At 56.7% G+C, this 15,974-nt stretch carries 15 protein-coding genes; 6 read left to right on the forward strand and 9 right to left on the reverse strand.

From position 1 onward, the window contains the following. The first annotated feature begins 90 nt into the window (after positions 1-90). Positions 91-1,194 (forward strand): citrate/2-methylcitrate synthase, encoded by a 1,104-nt coding sequence (locus ACHUE7_RS09085; RefSeq protein WP_394169683.1) that lies wholly within the window; start codon positions 91-93, stop codon positions 1,192-1,194. Here ACHUE7_RS09085 and ACHUE7_RS09090 read toward each other — a convergent pair. The 8 genes from ACHUE7_RS09090 to ACHUE7_RS09125 all read right to left on the reverse strand — a co-directional run bounded on the left by ACHUE7_RS09090 (position 1,179) and on the right by ACHUE7_RS09125 (position 8,835). Beyond that, the gene (locus tag ACHUE7_RS09090; RefSeq protein WP_394169684.1) at positions 1,179-2,078 is read right to left on the reverse strand and encodes a DMT family transporter; all 900 of its coding nucleotides are present in this window, start codon (positions 2,076-2,078) and stop codon (positions 1,179-1,181) included. The genes ACHUE7_RS09085 and ACHUE7_RS09090 overlap by 16 nt on opposite strands. A 15-nt stretch (positions 2,079-2,093) precedes the next feature. Then, positions 2,094-2,513, reverse strand: a complete 420-nt coding sequence (gene hisI, locus ACHUE7_RS09095) for a phosphoribosyl-AMP cyclohydrolase (protein ID WP_394169685.1) — start codon at positions 2,511-2,513, stop codon at positions 2,094-2,096. A gap of 58 nt (positions 2,514-2,571) precedes the next feature. Next, positions 2,572-3,753, reverse strand: a complete 1,182-nt coding sequence (locus ACHUE7_RS09100) for a hypothetical protein (RefSeq protein WP_394169686.1) — start codon at positions 3,751-3,753, stop codon at positions 2,572-2,574. Between the two features lie 49 nt (positions 3,754-3,802). Further along, the gene (locus ACHUE7_RS09105; protein ID WP_394169687.1) at positions 3,803-4,495 is read right to left on the reverse strand and encodes an ABC transporter ATP-binding protein; all 693 of its coding nucleotides are present in this window, start codon (positions 4,493-4,495) and stop codon (positions 3,803-3,805) included. A 374-nt stretch (positions 4,496-4,869) separates the two neighbouring features. Beyond that, positions 4,870-6,099, reverse strand: a complete 1,230-nt coding sequence (locus ACHUE7_RS09110) for an ABC transporter permease (RefSeq protein ID WP_394169688.1) — start codon at positions 6,097-6,099, stop codon at positions 4,870-4,872. A gap of 1 nt (position 6,100) precedes the next feature. Continuing rightward, positions 6,101-7,327: an ABC transporter permease gene (locus tag ACHUE7_RS09115; RefSeq protein ID WP_394169689.1), complete on the reverse strand. Its 1,227-nt coding sequence runs from the start codon at positions 7,325-7,327 to the stop codon at positions 6,101-6,103. A gap of 9 nt (positions 7,328-7,336) precedes the next feature. Continuing rightward, entirely contained in the window at positions 7,337-8,107 is a 771-nt protein-coding gene (locus ACHUE7_RS09120; protein WP_394169690.1) for an outer membrane lipoprotein-sorting protein, read from the reverse strand. 47 nt (positions 8,108-8,154) lie between these two features. Then, entirely contained in the window at positions 8,155-8,835 is a 681-nt protein-coding gene (locus ACHUE7_RS09125) for a cyclic nucleotide-binding domain-containing protein (protein WP_348475656.1), read from the reverse strand. A 341-nt stretch (positions 8,836-9,176) separates the two neighbouring features. Here ACHUE7_RS09125 and lnt point away from each other — a divergent pair, with 341 nt between their 5' ends. Next, on the forward strand, positions 9,177-10,697 hold the full coding sequence (gene lnt, locus ACHUE7_RS09130; protein ID WP_394169691.1) for an apolipoprotein N-acyltransferase: 1,521 nt from the start codon (positions 9,177-9,179) through the stop codon (positions 10,695-10,697). Here lnt and ACHUE7_RS09135 read toward each other — a convergent pair whose 3' ends face one another. Further along, the gene (locus tag ACHUE7_RS09135) at positions 10,698-11,567 is read right to left on the reverse strand and encodes a 23S rRNA (adenine(2030)-N(6))-methyltransferase RlmJ (RefSeq protein ID WP_394169692.1); all 870 of its coding nucleotides are present in this window, start codon (positions 11,565-11,567) and stop codon (positions 10,698-10,700) included. Between the two features lie 558 nt (positions 11,568-12,125). Here ACHUE7_RS09135 and ACHUE7_RS09140 point away from each other — a divergent pair. From ACHUE7_RS09140 to ACHUE7_RS09155, 4 genes are read left to right on the forward strand one after another with little or no spacing between them, the layout of a single operon-like run. Beyond that, complete coding sequence (locus tag ACHUE7_RS09140; protein WP_394169693.1) at positions 12,126-12,908, forward strand: ABC transporter ATP-binding protein; 783 nt, start codon at positions 12,126-12,128, stop codon at positions 12,906-12,908. 1 nt (position 12,909) lies between these two features. After that, positions 12,910-13,614: an ABC transporter ATP-binding protein gene (locus ACHUE7_RS09145; RefSeq protein WP_348475660.1), complete on the forward strand. Its 705-nt coding sequence runs from the start codon at positions 12,910-12,912 to the stop codon at positions 13,612-13,614. Between the two features lie 19 nt (positions 13,615-13,633). Beyond that, complete coding sequence (locus ACHUE7_RS09150; RefSeq protein WP_348475661.1) at positions 13,634-14,635, forward strand: branched-chain amino acid ABC transporter permease; 1,002 nt, start codon at positions 13,634-13,636, stop codon at positions 14,633-14,635. Beyond that, a complete protein-coding gene (locus ACHUE7_RS09155; protein WP_394169694.1) occupies positions 14,635-15,900 on the forward strand; it encodes a branched-chain amino acid ABC transporter permease in 1,266 nt (421 codons plus the stop codon). Before ACHUE7_RS09150 ends, ACHUE7_RS09155 begins: the two co-directional genes overlap by 1 nt. The last annotated feature ends 74 nt before the right edge of the window (positions 15,901-15,974 follow it).

Below are 15,974 nucleotides of genomic sequence, written 5' to 3' on the forward strand. Positions count from 1 at the left end.
CCTACTTATCATAAATTAATAAAGTTTAATTAGATTAACCAAAACCGGGCGCGTTTAATAGCGCCCTCACAGCGTATTGAAGGTGATTTTATGACTACCGATATCAATTCAGGACTCGAAGGCGTTGTCGTCGGCGCGACCCGCCTGTCCAATGTTGAGGGCGAAATCGGCCGTCTGACTTACCGGGGTGAAGTGATTGAAGAACTGGTAAAACAGCCATTCGCAGGCGTTGCCTACTGGCTGATGACCGGTGAACACCCGACAGAAGACCAGGTTCGCGCTCTGGATCTCTGGCTGGCGGCCGAATCTGAACTAACCGCCACAGAATTGCGTCTGCTGGAACAACTGCCACGCACCCTGCACCCGATGGCGGTGCTGCAAAGTGTAGCCCCGGTTGCCAACCTGGCACCCAACCAGCCCGCTCCCGATTTTGTCTCAGATCAATGGCAGGACGGACTGGTATTGGCGGCCCGATTGAACGGTGTCGTTCGTGTCTGGCACAACCTCTGCACTCTGGGTCAGGTACGGGTACTGCCTGCCGGCCTCGGATTTCTGGAAACTCTGTTGTACGGAATTCAGGGTCAGAAGCCCTCGGCTGAAGCACTCGGTGCCATCAACGCTACCCAGATTCTGCAGTTGGACCACGGCTTTAATGCCGGTACCTTTGCCGGCCGCGTCATCGCCAGCACCCAGGGCAGCTTGCAAGCCAGTGTTGCCGGTAGCCTGGGTGCCCTTTCCGGTGCCTTGCACGGCGGTGCCGACGAAGCCGCGGTAATCATGGCGCAAACCATTGGTTCGCCGGATAAGGCCGACGCCTGGGTGCGTGATGCGCTGGCGAACAAGGTCAAGATCATGGGCATGGGCCATCGCGAATACAAAGCACTGGATCCGCGCGCGGCCATCCTGAAGCCGATGGCGCGCCAGTTCTGCGAAGGCACTGAATGGGAAAACCTGATGGAAACGCTGGTGGCGGTTGAAGACACCTGCCAGTCAGTCTTCAGCGAAAAAGGTAAGGAAATACACGCCAACCTGGAATTCTACAAAGGCGCCGTTTACCTGGCACTGGGTATTCCGGAGCAGTATTTCACTTCCTTCTTTGCCTGCAGCCGGGTCTTAGGCTGGGTCTCGCATTATCACGAGTTCCAGACCGATGCCCGACTGATTCGCCCGCGCGCGCTTTACATCGGCGCCTGATCGGTTGCCGGCTTCGGCCGGCCAAACCGGATCAACCGGGTGGTGATGGCGGTCCCGAACAGGGTGATCGCCATCCCCAGCCAAACGGGCAGACTGATCGTCTCGCCGAGAAACACATACCCCCACCCCAGCGCACTGACCGGGACCAGAAAGGTTACCGTAGAGGTTGCCGTTGCCCCCGCACTCGACAACAACTGGAAATACACCAGAAAGGCCAGCGCCGTACTGAACAGAGCCAATGCCAGAGTGTTCAACCAGGCCTGAGTCGAAGGCATGGTATCCGGCCACAGCAGAAGGCCCGGTATCAGTAGAATCAACGCCGACAAAGCGGTGCTGCCACCGGCGACAACCTGAACCGGCAAATGCGACAGGCGTTGCTTGGTAAAATTACCGGCCACGCCATAGCACAGCGTCGCGGCCAGGGCTGCAAGAATTGACCAACCATCGCCACCCACGGAGAAATCCAGCCGGTTCCCCGACAGCACATAGACCCCGACAAAGGCGATTGCCAAGCCCAGATACTGTTGCCGGGTAACGGCCGTGGCGAAAAACATCATGCCGATCAGTGCAGTGAACAGAGGGGTCGTGGCGTTAATCAACGAGGTAAAGCCCGCTTCCAGACTCAGGGTCGCGTAAGCCAGCAACGAAAACGGCAGAACATGATTCGTTACCGACAAAACGGTCAGTGGCACCTTGTATTGCCAGACCAGAACCAGATGACGGCGAACCAGAAGCAACGGCGAAAGCAACAGAGCCGCCACACCCATCCGGATAAAAATAAGGCTGACAGCTCCAAATTCCGGTGCCGCTACCCGCATGAAAATAAAGGACACACCCCAGAGGGTAGACAGCGCCAGCAGGCGCAGTACATCTAACGGCACCATTCAATGACTTCCTGATTAGACAGAGGGCAGGCCCGAGTTGGGGTCTGTGGTAAGCGTCACACCCTTGGGGGTCAGCTCATAGAAAAAACAATCGCGGCGATTGGTATGGCAGGCCGGGCCTTGTTGATCGACCTGCAGCAACAGCGTATCGCCGTCGCAATCGAGTTTCATGCTAATCAGGCGCTGGCGGTGACCGGAACTCTCGCCCTTGCGCCAATAGGTCTGGCGTGAACGGGACCAGTAACATACCTGCTCTTGTACCAGGGTTTCCTCGATCGAGGCCCGGTTCATCCAGGCCATCATCAGCACTTCACCGGTATCGTGTTGCTGGGCGATCGCTGGAATAAGCCCGTCTTCATTGGTTTTCAATTCACTGAGAACCTCATCGAGGCTCAGTTGGGTACCGCGGGGAGACTGCTCCCATTGCTTGAACATGGTCCTGCCTTTTCGGAATTCGAGGGGTTAAGCTGAAGGTGTCACACGATGTTAGCACTTAAAACACCGTGCTCCAGTTTACCTGAATCCGGGAGGGATACACGCCATACTCATCCAAAACCCGGGGCCCGGAGTCAATGAAATCAGGCCGCTCAGCCAGAGCATGCATGAACGTCAGGTCGAGTGTGCTGTTGTTGCTCAAACTGCGACTGAGCGCTCCGGTAAACAAGAGGCCACCATCACTGAGATTAACGGCTTGCCCGAGCGATGCCTGCCACAGAGGCGACAGCGGCTTCGACGCTTGGAGGCTAAGGTAGTGTCGCCCCCAGGGCGAGACCAGGCCGGTTTGGTGCCAGCCGGAATCACTTATGTCTGCGTAGTCTCCGTCGACGCCCAGGCTGTTGAAATGATATTCAGCGACCACATAGACGTCGTCCAGAATCTGCTGATCCAACCCCAGGGTGGCGCGAAAGCCGGTACCGCCATCAGACTCCTGCTCAGTCGCTAGAACCGCCATTTCCTGCCACAGCCCCCAATCGCCCATCGAGGTTTGGGTACCCAGCCCCAGGACGTGGTGTTCCTGATTCACTGTCAGCGCGGTGGCCTCCCAGGTAAAGCGGCCAGCCTGCGTATAACCGCGGGCAAACAACACTGAATCGTCACCAAAGACCCAGCCAAGATCCAACTCGGACACCGCTCCCAAAGGCACCAGCCAGCGCAGCGCATCAACTCCCGCCCGATAATCAGGCTCTTGCGCCTGCAGCCCGGTCGGCAATATGACATCAACCGGTGAATACACTCGTGCAAGCCCAAAGCTAATGGGCTGACGCCCCAGCGTAATATCCCCAAAGCCGGGGTATGCTCGCACATAGGCCCGATCCAGGTTCTGACGAATGCGAACCGGGTCGTCATCAACCAGCGTGGCATCGAGATCCCGCCAGCGAAAATTGGCCGGGTCGGATTCCAGTGCCTGTTGCAAGGCATCATCACCGTCCGCCTGAGCCAGCCGGGCTTGTTCAGCCAGGCCATAATGCACCCCCACTTCCAGCGATGTCGTGGGATACCAGGCCAGATTCAGACGGCCACTCAGGGTTTGATCCAGTGCCCAGGCCGGCGGTTGCGACTCATCGGGCAAGCCATTTACCTGGGGGTAGATCACGGCTTCAGCACCGGCGGATAAATCCCACCAGACATCTACCTCGGCCTGAGCATTAACTGCCAGCCCAACCAACACAGCCAAAATGCCGTGCCCAATAACCCCCTTCGCGACCACGAAGCGGTTTCTGCACTTACACTTCACGTTCAGACTCGGAATCAATGCAGCCATCCTTCAGCCGTATCAGCCGGCTGGCTCGCTCCATGATCATCGGATCATGGGTAGAGAAAACGAACGTCATGCCTTCGTTGCGGTTCAAGTCGTGCATCATGTCGAGCAAATCCGACCCGGTTTGCGAATCCAGATTCGCCGTCGGTTCGTCGGCCAGAATAATGTTTGGACGGCTGACCATGGCACGCGCTACCGCCACTCGTTGCTGCTGACCACCCGACAACTGATGCGGAAAGCGCCCTTCCCGTCCCGCCAGCCCAACGCGCTCGAGCATGGCATAAACCCGCTCACGTCGCTCGGCCTCGGGAACACCCTGCAACAACATGATGTATTCACAATTCTCGGCAGCGGTTAACACCGGAATCAAATTGTAGGCCTGAAAAATAAAGCCAATGTGGTCGCGCCGAAAATCCGACAGTTCCCGCCCGGACATCTGCGTAATGTCCTTGTTCGCCAGATGCACCTGCCCGTGAGTCGGGTTATCCAACCCACCCATCAACTGCAACAACGTCGACTTGCCCGAACCCGATGGCCCGACAATGGCGGTAAACTCACCCGGTGCAATGCCAAGGCTCACCCGGTCGAGCGCCTTGACCAGCGTATCGCCTTCACCGTAATGCTTGCTGACGTCCCGGGTTTCGATCACCGACGACATGTCTGTCTCCCTTTGTTTTTAACCACGTTACGGGGTTCAAATTGACTGCGTTACCTTAAACCCGCGACGGATGGCAGGGTTGCTCCTGCGGGGGCGCCGTGAATACGTCCGTGTAGCCTTAACTTCGGCATCCATGCCTCAGATACCCCCGCAAGAGCAACCCTGCCACCCGTCGCTAACCTACGATCCCCAATTCACCACCGTTTGAGTGTTAGGTGCCGGGTGTACCTATCTGGGGTAGTCTGAGGCATGGATGCCGAAGTCTAGGCCCCATGGATGGGTTCACGCCGCCCCCAGATAGGTACACCCGGTGCCTGACACGGGCTCCTGACACCAAAGTAAAACCTAACTCCGAAACTTGGGTTATTTGGCCACTACAAACTCTTATGCAGTGCCTTCGCAGGCACAATTCTCGCTGCGTGAATGGCCGGGTAAATACAGGCCACCAGGGTCATTACCAGCACCCAAAATGGCAAGGCACTGTATTGCATGAACCGGTGTTGTGGCCGGATGATTTCGGCCAGCGCAACGCCGGAGACTTCCATGGAGCCATAATCAATACCGACTGAGGCAGACCAGGTAATCAGTAGAAGACCCAATATCAGGCCGATAACAATAGCCCCCAGCGCAAGAATAAGCCCTTCGGTCATAATCAGTTTAAACAGCTGGCGCCGGCGCGTGCCGATCGCCAGCAAAACTCCAAATTCGTAGGTTCGCTCGTAAATCGACATAAACAGCCCGTTGATTACGCCAAGCCCAGCCAGAATAAACAGCACGATCCCGGCAATGATCGTGCTGCTGTTAGTCAGTTGCAGCATGGTCGCCAGTTGCGGCATCAGCTCTGTCCAGCCCTGGGCGACCCAGCGGTCGTTGCTGAGGCGCTGCCATAAGCCGAGGCTGGTATCCGTCGCCAGGGAAGCCGAGGTCATGTTAAACGCAATTTCATGGACGGCGCCGTCGAGCCCCATCATCGACTGGGCTTCGGGCAAGCGGATAAACGCCAGGTTTTCGTCCATGGCGCGGGCGTTCAGATGAAATATTCCGCTGACTCTAAACAATTGTTGCTCGGCAGCTTCAGAGAGCTGGTTGTTCACCGAGACCACGATGCGGTCACCCAGATCGGCTTCCAGCAGTTCGGCAAGTCGATCCCCAATCAGCAGTTGAGTGACCGGCCCTGCTTCCGACAAATAGTCACCGGCGATCATCGCACCGGCAATTTTGGACACCCCGGCTTCAGCCTCCGGGTCGATGCCCACCACCTGCACGGCACGGTTGTTGGCCGCACTTGATACCATGCCGAAAGCCAGCGTTCGGGCGGCGAAACCGGCAACGTCAGGCTCCCGGGCCAGTTGGTCGAGCACGGCTTGCGGATCATCGATCACCCGGCTTTCATCCTGACGCGCCATAAAGTCGCGATGGTGAATTTGCGCATCACCGGAATACAGCCGGGTCGCTGAGCGAACCATGGTGTCTGTCATGCCTTGTACCAGCGCATCGGTAAACATCAGGGCGGTGAGGCTCAGGCTGATGATCATGGCAGTGAGCAGAGTGCGTCGCCGGTTACGCGCCAGGTTACGCAAAGCCAGTCGGCCGGTTAATCCCATATCAGAGTGTCCTCATCGCATCGACCGGCACAATGCGGGCTGCTCGAAAGCCCGGCATCAGGGCAATCAACGCGGCGGCAATCAGTATCACCAGCATCGGAAAACCGAACACATAGGCTGACATCTGGCCCCGATAATGGGAGAACACGATACCGGAAATTTCCATCGGCTCTGCCAGCGCAATGCCTTGCAAGGTGAACCAGAGGTTAATGGGTAACGCCACCAAGCCACCAAGCAGGCAGGCAATTACCGCCAGCAAGAGGGTTTCCAGCATAATCAACCAGAACAGTCGCGCGGGCGATGTTCCGATGGCTTTCAATACACCGAATTCACCAGTGCGTTCCAATACCGACATCAATACCGTATTGAGAACACCAATGCAGACCAGAAAGACAATCACGTAGAGGGTGATCAAGCCGCCCTCTTTATCGGCGGTCATGGTTTCATGAAATTCCCTTGCTACCGTTTGCCAGGGGCTTGCACTCAGCTCCTGGCCTGGCAACACCTCACCGATTCGCTCTGCCAGTCGCGGGGCACTCCGATAATCAGCACCCAGAATGACCAGCCGGTGTACTTTGCCCGGCAACACGAAAAAGGATTGAGCGGCGGCCAGCGGCATCACCACCCAGCGCTCCTCCGCATCACCGGGTTGCCCCAGAATACCCTGCACCCGGTAGAGATCGTTCGCCAGAGAGCCATCGGCCCCCTGCGACACCAGTATCAGTTCATCACCGACACCCAGTGACAATTGCCGCGCCACCTGAGCACCGATCATCACACCGGCGTAGCCCTGGTCATCGGTTTCACTGGTGAGGTAGCGCCCGGCGCTGACCTTGTCGGCCAGAAAAGACAGTGCAGCCTCGCGTTTGGGGTCGACGCCTCTAACGCTTACCGGGAAACTGCGGGTGTCACCATAGCCCAGCGCGCTGCTTTCGATACGCGGCGCCGTGGCCTGAACACCGGGCACGGCGTCGATGGCTTGCTGCAGGTCGTCGGTTAAGCTGAACGCTTTGTAGAGCGTTGGCGTCTCTACAAAGCCGCCCACGGTCACCTGAACGTGACCGGTGGTGTCGCGAGTGTAAAAATCGAGCACCTGATCATAACTGCCTTCAGTAACGGACAGCTGCACTGAGACCAGCAAGTAGCCGCCAGCCATGCTCAGTACTGTTAGCAAGGTTCGCCGCCGGTTGCGCAGAATGTTCCGAAAGGCGAGTTTGAGCATCATCATGGGGGCGACTCAGAACGGACGGCGCAGGTTATTGAGTGTGAAGAAGTCCTCGGTAAGGTCTACTCCAAAATCCAGTTCCTGATAGGTTACGGTGGTTTGGTGTCCGGTCTTGTTCATGGGCGTCAGCGTCATAGTGGCAGGTAAGGTGATGTCACCGTAGTCGGTAATGTCGCTGAATTCCATGACGCGCATCAGGGTTCCGTCTTCATCGAAGTAGCGCTGGCGAACCGGGAGCAGATCCGCTTTGCGAATGGTGATCTCCATGGCCCCCCAGACGGTTACCGTTTGCTCACGGGGCGTTAAGTCCAACTGATACTCCGTGTCTGTCTCGCTTAGCTGTACCCGATATTCCTCCACCAGGGAGACGTCGCGCATGAGGTCATCGTTGGTGAAGTCAGACCCCATCCAGCTGCCCATCATCATCGAAGGCGGCACTTTGACGACCTTGCGAATTTTGGGCAGATAATTCCACATTTCGTTGTCGCGTTGCAGTGTACTGACGCCTCGCTCGCGCTGCGGTTCCAGCACCCTGACCAGCGCATAATCGAGCCCGAGCGACCAGGATTCCAGCGACAATGACCGTTCAAAATCCGGGGTAACAATGCTCATGGTCATGATGGCCCGTGCCGAATCCTGCTGGTACAGGGTGTCGACTCGCTCAAGCAGTTCAATGGCCCTTGGGTCGGTATCGGTCGATTCAGCCCAGCATCCGGCAGCGAGCACCAGCAAAGACCACCGAGCCCAGGTAACGCCGTGACGGATAAAAGCCTTCAGTTCCATTTTGTGTACCTTCCTTCAAGCCATAATGCCTGGTCGTGCCAGGCTGGTCAGTCAGTATTGATCGGGCTGGCGCCGTTATCGCCACTGCCTTCCTCGTAGAACAAGTTGTTCCAGCGCATCAGCAATACAGTCATCTGTTGCGCCTGACGGGCCAGTGACTGCAGTTCTTCTTCGCTGTTTGGCGTTCCCCGATACAGTTCCAGTTTACGCATGTCTCGGCTGATCACATGATTGGGCTGCTGCATGCGGTAGACTTCCAGCTTCCACCGAGTGTTGGCCACCACCATGCGATAGAACAGAATTTTGGTGTGCCGGCGTACCCGGGTGTAATCGTTCAGTTCTCCAAAACCAGTACCATCGATGGCCACCAGTTTCACTTCACCGCCACTTGGGTCGGCAACCAGTGTGGCGGTGCGGTCGACGTTGCAGATCATTGCCAGCGCGCCGAACACATGCCCTGGTGTAATAATACTCAGCGGCTCGCCCTTAATATGGTCGTCGTCCGGATACACCAGCAATTGACCGCGCAACAGAAAATAAAAGCTGGGATCATGATCACCATGGTGGATAACAACTTCGCCGGGGTCGGCAGCCATTACCCGGGCATAAGTGGCCAGAAACTCGGCTTGCTTCGGGTCGACTTCGCGCAATTCCCGAAAGAATGAAATGCCGCCCAGCAAATCATCAAGTGAGACGGCTGATATGTCTTTGAGTGCCAGGGTCTTCATTTTTTTTTAGTTACCTTGTAGGTGCTCAATTTTAAACCGGCTGCGCTTTACAGCTTGCTTCAAACATAATGCTAGCCGCTAAGGTCGCAACTGTGAATTCAATGCACGCACATTGATGTGGTTTCGACCAAAAGCCAGTACATCGTCACAGTTTTGACGGTTTCCATGGCTGTGCATCGATACGACGACCGACCCTTGCTTGTTTGCAACCTGCCAGTGAAGCGCATTGAGGGGGATAATCTAAAGCGGCTTTACACCACTCGACTGCAGCATGACTTCAAAACCTCACCCAGTCTGGGCATTATGCGCACTGGCTTGCAATCCGTCGGACTCTTCTCGTAATGATGCCTACCGCTCCTGTTTTACGTTCCAGCGCCTCGCTGGCACTGTTGTCGTTGTTCTCCGGCATCCTGCTACCTCTGTCACTGGCGCCTTTCGGTTTCTGGCCTTTAGCCTGGCTGAGCCTGATTGGATATTTTTGGGTAACGGAACGCGCTCAGTCGCCAAAGCAAGCCTTCTGGCTGGGCTGGTGTTTTGGCGCTGGCTTGTTCGGACTGGGTATTTCCTGGGTCTATGGCAGTATGCGGACTGTGGCCACTCCGATCCCCCTGTCGGTTCTGATGACCACGGTATTTTGTCTGGCAATAGCCTTGTTACCGGGCCTTCAGGCCTGGTTGTATCATCGTTTTTTCAAGCAGGGCCGTGGCAGCCAGTGGCTCACTGCGCCCCTGCTGTGGCTGGTGTTTGAATGGGTCAGAAGCTGGTTGTTTACCGGCATGCCCTGGCTGTTTGCCGGCTATGCACTGACCGATACACCGGCCGGGCAGTTGGGGGCTGTGCTCAGCGTTTATGGCTTGAGTGCGATTATCGCGTTCTCCTCCGCTGCGCTGGCGATGGCCTTGCCTGCACAGGTGAACCGCTCCCTGCGCTGGGCACCCGGCCTGGGTGCGGTTGTTATCGTGGTGTCGATGGGGCTGGGCGTTGTGCTGCCAGCCGAGCGCTGGTCGACTGTTATCGACAGCGCCGATGTCGTCGCCATTCAAAGCAACGTTGCTCAGGCGCAAAAGTGGCAAAGCAGCCAGGTAAGGCCCACGCTGGAATTTTACAGTGAGCAGGCGCGCCGCTACGACAGCGCCGACCTGATGATCTGGCCGGAAGCTGCGCTGACGGTAAGGCCGGAACGCATTCCGGCTTATCTTGAAGACCTGGAACGCGTAGGCAATGAGCGCCAGCAGGGCATTATCACCGGCATTGTCACTCAGCAGGAGGGTCGTTACTTCAATGCTCTGCTTGGGTTTGGGACGGCCGATGGCGAATACCGCAAACAGCATTTGGTGCCCTTTGGCGAATACCTGCCGTTTGAACAGCAATTGCGCGGCCTGATCAATTTTTTCAATATCCCCATGTCGACGCTGACACCGGCACCCGAGCCGCAAGCGCCCATGCCCTGGATGCACCGCGGCGAGGAGCGTTATCTGGCACCGGTGATTTGTTATGAAGCGGCTTATCCGGGCCTGACGATGGCCCTGGCCCGGGAATCGGACCTGATGATCATGGTCAGTAACGATGCCTGGTTTGGTGATTCACTGGCGCCACACCAACATTTGCAGATTACCCGGATGCGGGCGATTGAAAACAGCCGGGCCATAGTGCGCTCTACTCAGAATGGCATCAGCGCCCTGATTGACGCCAACGGTGAGATTCTGGAGCGCAGCAGGCAGTTTGAAGTGGCTGCCGTGACCGGCAGTATCAATCTGAGGCAGGGTTTGACGCCCTATCAGCGCTGGGGCGGGCCTTACTGGGCGCTATTGCCACTGGCCGGGTTGATCGCCCTGGGCTGGAGCAAACGGCGGGTCGACTGATCAGCCCCGGCCTGCAGCACCTTTGCCTGGCGTGCCCTTGACCGGATGGCGGCGAATGCGAAAAAAACCATCCTGCGGGACCTGCAGCGCCGACATCAGGTCAGGCATGACTTCTTCCAGCACCGTATCCAGACCCCAGGGTGGGTTCAGGACCATCAGGCCGCTGGCCGTCATGCCATGTTCACGCGAATCCGGCGCGATGCCCAATTCAAAGACCTGCATTTCTGCCAGTCCGGTCAGCTGTCGCTCCAGCTTTCTGACCCGCTCACGCTGCACCACCGGAAACCAGACTGCGATGACGGCCGTCGACATCCGCTGCATGGCGCGTTTGACGGCGGTGGCAACGTCGTCGTATTCCGCTTTAACTTCGTAAGAAGGGTCAACCAGCACAAAGGCTCTGCGCTCCGGTACCGGCAATTCAGAGACCAGGCGCTCGAGGCCATTCTGGCGAGCTACTTTGACTGGCTTTTGCCGTTTGAACTGGGACTCCAGGGCATCGTAATCCTTACTGTGCAGCTCGGTCAGCACCAGCTTGTCTTGCGGACGCAAGCACTGCCGCGCGATCCAGGGTGAGCCCGGGTACAGGTTACCCGCTGCCGAGTCATTCGCCTGAGCGACCAGGCTCAAATACCGTTTGATCAGCGGATGATTACCGGGTTTGGCCTGCAATCGAACAATGCCTTCTGTGGCTTCACCGGTTTTTTGCGCCTGTGGTGCGGTCAGCGAGTACATGCCTGCGCCAGCATGGGTGTCGATGTACCGCAAGGGCGAGTCCTTGCGCGTCAGATAATCGAGGCACTGGATCAGTACCAGGTGTTTGAGCACGTCGGCATGGTTGCCTGCGTGAAAGGCGTGTCGGTAACTGAGCATGGGGTACGGCTTTATGGAAACGGGTCGCGCAGTATAGGGGACAGGGGACCGGGCTGTCATTCCACCCGTTAACCACCGGGCCCGATTGTCACGCTGACGCTACACAAGAACCCGCCTCTGTGGTCGAAAATACAGGCTGGGAGCCCTGATTTACCCGGCTTTCCTTTTGATTTTACAGGTGTACAAGGTAGAATCGCCGGGATTTTTTATCTTAGCCCCTTGCAATCGGGTAAGGTTGCGGGGCATCAAAACGACAAGAAGTGGCCGGCCATGCCGTCAACACTTCGGGCGTCCTCACTGACGCAACGATCAACAATAAAAAATCAAACATTGATCGAGCTTCCAATTCTCGAGCGTGATCACGACCAGCCAGACGAACCGGGTATCATCAGGGTTGACCAATCTCTATCCCTGACTGCCCGTTATTGTACAGCGGCTATCACCGACCGGAACCTTATCCCTCGGGCCGGCGGTGTGTTTACAGAATTGGACAGCGCGATCACTTGATGCGACCAGTTGCCGCAGAGCGACGGTTGAAGACTGAATGTGGGAGGGTTAATGGGATCCATCATCGAAGTACAGGGCGTATCGAAAGCCTTTGGCGGCTTGCACGTCATTAATGACTGCTCCATCGCCGTTGAGGAAGGTTCGATCACTGGCCTGATTGGCCCCAACGGGGCTGGTAAATCAACCTTGTTCAACCTGATCGCCGGTGCGTTTCCGGTCGACCGGGGCACCATCACACTGGCGGGCGAAAACATCACCAACCTGCCATCCAACGTCCTGTTTGAAAAAGGCCTGCTGCGAACGTTTCAGATTGCACAGGAATTCACGCACATGTCGGCGCTGGAAAACCTGATGATGGTGCCGCCCAATCAGCCGGGCGAAAACATCTTCAACACCTGGTTTCAGCCCGGCAAAGTGCGCGATTTTGAAACCAGCGTCCGGCAAAAAGCCATGGATGTGATCGACTTCATCGGTCTGGATCATGTCAAGAATGAGTTGGCTGGCAACCTATCTGGCGGCCAGAAGAAACTGCTGGAACTGGGCCGCACCATGATGGTAGATGCCAAGGTAGTGCTGCTCGACGAAATTGCGGCCGGTGTAAACCGTACCTTGCTGCAAGACCTGGTAGGAAATATCAAACGGCTGAATCAGGAAATGGGCTACACCTTTCTGGTGATTGAACACGATATGGACATGATCGCCGAGCTGTGCGACCCGGTGATCGTACTCGCCCAGGGCAGTGTCATGGTCGAGGGCACCATTGAGGAAATCCGCAATAACCCCCAGGTGATTGAAGCCTATTTTGGCAGTGATCCGAACGAGGCCGGAGCGTAATATGGCACTGATTGAATGCAAAAACATTCACGCCGGTTACGGCGGCATGAACATCCTCAATGGCGTCAACATGGCCATTGAATCAAGTGAGATTGGCGTGATTGTCGGCCCCAATGGCGCCGGTAAATCAACCACCCTGAAAGCCATTTTCGGTTTGCTCAACGTCAGTGAAGGCAGTATCGAACTGCGTGGCGACAACATCACCAACCTGTCCCCCGATAAGCTGGTGCACAAGGGCATGGGTTTTGTCCCTCAGGAGCACAATGTTTTCGTCAGCATGACGGTTGAGGAAAACCTGGAAATGGGTGCCTTTATCCGGCGCGATGATTTCAGCTACATGCTCGAACGTGTCTACAGCTTTTTCCCTGACCTGAAAGACAAACGCAGACAACCCGCCGGCGAATTGTCGGGCGGGCAGCGTCAGATGGTCGCCATGGGTCGCGCCTTAATGGTTGAACCCAGCCTGCTGTTGCTCGATGAACCAACGGCCGGTCTTTCGCCGCTGTACATGAATGAGATTTTCGAGCGGGTGATCGCGATTAATGAAAGCGGCGTCGGCGTGCTGATGGTTGAACAGAATGCCAAACAGGCACTGCGCATTGCGCACAAGGGGTTCGTACTGGCGGCGGGTAAAAACCGCTTTACCGATACAGGCCAGAACCTGCTGAACGATCCGGAAGTGGCAAAAAGCTTCCTGGGTGGCTGACGGTTAATAGGAGTCCGTTGTGAACGAATTTATTTTCTTTTTTAACAGTGTGGTCATCAACGGCGCGGTGATCGGATCGATCTACGCCATGGGTGCCATCGGTGTCACCCTGGTATTCGGTATTCTGCGCTTTGCCCATTTTGCCCATGCCGACATGATGACACTGGGCGCCTTTCTGGTGCTGATCCTGACGGCATTGTTTCCCGCAGTAGGCCCGGCCATCGGGTTGCCCACCGCCTTTGTGATGATGCCGCTTGCCATGGTAGCGACGGCCTTTATTGCCGTGGGCATCGACAAGCTGTTCTACAAAAAACTTCGGGAAAATAACGTTAAACCGGTCGTCATGGTCATGGCGTCGGTCGGCGTAACGCTGATGTTGCAGGGGTTGATTCGCTTCTTCGCCGGCACCGGCACGCAAAGCCTGTACGTTGATGATCGCAAGGCGATCTTCCGCATCGACCTGCCGTTTGAGTCGGCTTCGCGCAATCTGGTGGTCACCGAACCTCAGTTGTTGCTGTTCCTGTCTCTGGCATTTGCCGTTATTGCGTTGCACCTGTTCCTGAACAAGTCGCGGCTGGGCAAAGCCATGCGCGCCATGTCGGACAATCCGGATCTGGCCAAGGTCTCTGGCATCAACACCAACACCGTCGTCGGTGTCACCTGGATCATCGCCGGTGCACTGGCTTGTGCGGCCGGCACCTTGTTGTCACTGGACGTGACGCTGAAGCCTGACCTGAGCTTTATGATTTTGCTGCCCATTTTTGCGGCGGCCATTGTCGGTGGCGTCGGTAGTCCTTATGGCGCATTGGCTGGCGGTTTTGTGGTTGGCCTGACGGAAACGCTGGCAGTATTCAACTGGACGTTTGTACTGCGCCCGCTGGAGCGAGCTATCCCCGCGCTGGACTTGCCCAATACCCTGGCGTTTGTGCCCACCGAATACAAAATCACCATTCCGTTTTTCATCCTGTTGGCGATTCTCATCTGGCGACCAACCGGCCTGTTTAAAGGGAAGATCATCTGATGCAACTGCCAAAGAAAGACATCATCCTGTTCAGCCTGCTGGCTGCTTTGATTCTGATCGTATTTGCCTCTCAGGGCTCTGCTTACAGTGTCCGGGTACTAGCTGAAGCCAGCTGCTATGCCATTCTGGCACTGGGCCTGACCATTCAATGGGGTTATGCCGGTCTGTTTAACGCGGGCATCATGGGGTTCGTCGCCCTCGGCGGCTTTATTACCATGCTGTTCAGCTTCCCGACTAACGACGACTTCTGGAGCACCGACCTGCCCGGCCAACTCGGCGGCGTTGGCCTCAAAGCGTTACTGTCGGTCGCCATCATTTACGGTCTCACTCAACTTAAGCGTGTCGGCGTCAGCAAGAAGATTCGCTTGCCACTGATCGTTGTTGCTTCCGCCATTCTGTACCTCTGGGTCGTCACCTCACTGGGACCCGTTGCCGAAGCGATTGAGTCAGAAGCCGGATTCATCGGCGGTTTTGGTTTGCCGGTCTGGGTCGGCTGGCTGGTCGGCGGTGCCATTGCGGGCGGCATTGCTTATTTCATTGGCCATATTTGCCTGGGTTTGCGCAGTGACTACCTTGCCATCGCGACACTGGGCATTGCCGAAATCATCAAGGCGTTTCTGAAGAATGCCGACTGGCTGACCCGGGGCACACTGACGGTATCGCCCCTGCCCTGGCCAGTACCACAGGCCGGGGAAATCGGCTTTATTGCAGCCCGTGCAGCCTATCTGTCGGTCACCGCGGTACTGATTGCGGTCATCTACTTCCTGCTGTACCGCGCCTACAATGCCCCCTGGGGCCGCACCATGCGCGCCATCCGCGACAACGAGAACTCCTCGGCCGCCATGGGCAAAGACGTCAACCGTCGCCGCCTGGAAGTCTTTATTCTGGGCTCAGTGCTGATGGGTATTGGCGGTGCTGCACTGGTCACCTTTAACGGCATTTTTGACCCCAGTGGCTTCCTGCCTCTGAACCACACCTTTCTTGTCTGGGTCATGGTGATTCTGGGTGGTGCCGGTAACAATAAAGGCACCATTTTTGGCGCGGTGTTTATCTACATCATCTGGACCATGTCAGAACCCGCGGCGCTGTTCCTGATCGATATGGCACGCCAGTTGGGCACCGCTTGGTTTGAGTGGCAACCACCCGGTGATCTCGATAGCCGAGCGCTTCAGGCGCGGGTATTCGTGATCGGCCTGACCATCAGCCTGGTGCTGCGTTACGCTCCCAAAGGGCTGTTTCCGGAAAAGGTGGCGCATCACGCCTGACCTGATGAAGGCAGTTAAAAGGGGAGCTTGCAGCTCCCCTTTTTTGTGTCTGGCTGTCAGTCTCACGTAGAATG

Origin of the sequence: Saccharospirillum alexandrii (assembly GCF_043641555.1) — a bacterium.
Classification (GTDB): Bacteria; Pseudomonadota; Gammaproteobacteria; order Pseudomonadales; family Natronospirillaceae; genus Saccharospirillum; species Saccharospirillum alexandrii_A.

Excerpts from the sequence above, each read along its gene's own strand:
- ACHUE7_RS09085 (WP_394169683.1), top strand. The coding sequence starts at position 91 with ATGACTACCGATATCAATTCAGGACTCGAAGGCGTTGTCGTCGGCGCG.
- ACHUE7_RS09090 (WP_394169684.1), bottom strand. The coding sequence starts at position 2,078 with ATGGTGCCGTTAGATGTACTGCGCCTGCTGGCGCTGTCTACCCTCTGG.
- ACHUE7_RS09115 (WP_394169689.1), bottom strand. The coding sequence starts at position 7,327 with ATGATGATGCTCAAACTCGCCTTTCGGAACATTCTGCGCAACCGGCGG.
- lnt (WP_394169691.1), top strand. The coding sequence starts at position 9,177 with ATGATGCCTACCGCTCCTGTTTTACGTTCCAGCGCCTCGCTGGCACTG.
- ACHUE7_RS09125 (WP_348475656.1), bottom strand. The coding sequence starts at position 8,835 with ATGAAGACCCTGGCACTCAAAGACATATCAGCCGTCTCACTTGATGAT.
- hisI (WP_394169685.1), bottom strand. The coding sequence starts at position 2,513 with ATGTTCAAGCAATGGGAGCAGTCTCCCCGCGGTACCCAACTGAGCCTC.
- ACHUE7_RS09135 (WP_394169692.1), bottom strand. The coding sequence starts at position 11,567 with ATGCTCAGTTACCGACACGCCTTTCACGCAGGCAACCATGCCGACGTG.
- ACHUE7_RS09145 (WP_348475660.1), top strand. The coding sequence starts at position 12,910 with ATGGCACTGATTGAATGCAAAAACATTCACGCCGGTTACGGCGGCATG.
- ACHUE7_RS09110 (WP_394169688.1), bottom strand. The coding sequence starts at position 6,099 with ATGGGATTAACCGGCCGACTGGCTTTGCGTAACCTGGCGCGTAACCGG.
- ACHUE7_RS09155 (WP_394169694.1), top strand. The coding sequence starts at position 14,635 with ATGCAACTGCCAAAGAAAGACATCATCCTGTTCAGCCTGCTGGCTGCT.
- ACHUE7_RS09105 (WP_394169687.1), bottom strand. The coding sequence starts at position 4,495 with ATGTCGTCGGTGATCGAAACCCGGGACGTCAGCAAGCATTACGGTGAA.
- ACHUE7_RS09120 (WP_394169690.1), bottom strand. The coding sequence starts at position 8,107 with ATGGAACTGAAGGCTTTTATCCGTCACGGCGTTACCTGGGCTCGGTGG.
- ACHUE7_RS09140 (WP_394169693.1), top strand. The coding sequence starts at position 12,126 with ATGGGATCCATCATCGAAGTACAGGGCGTATCGAAAGCCTTTGGCGGC.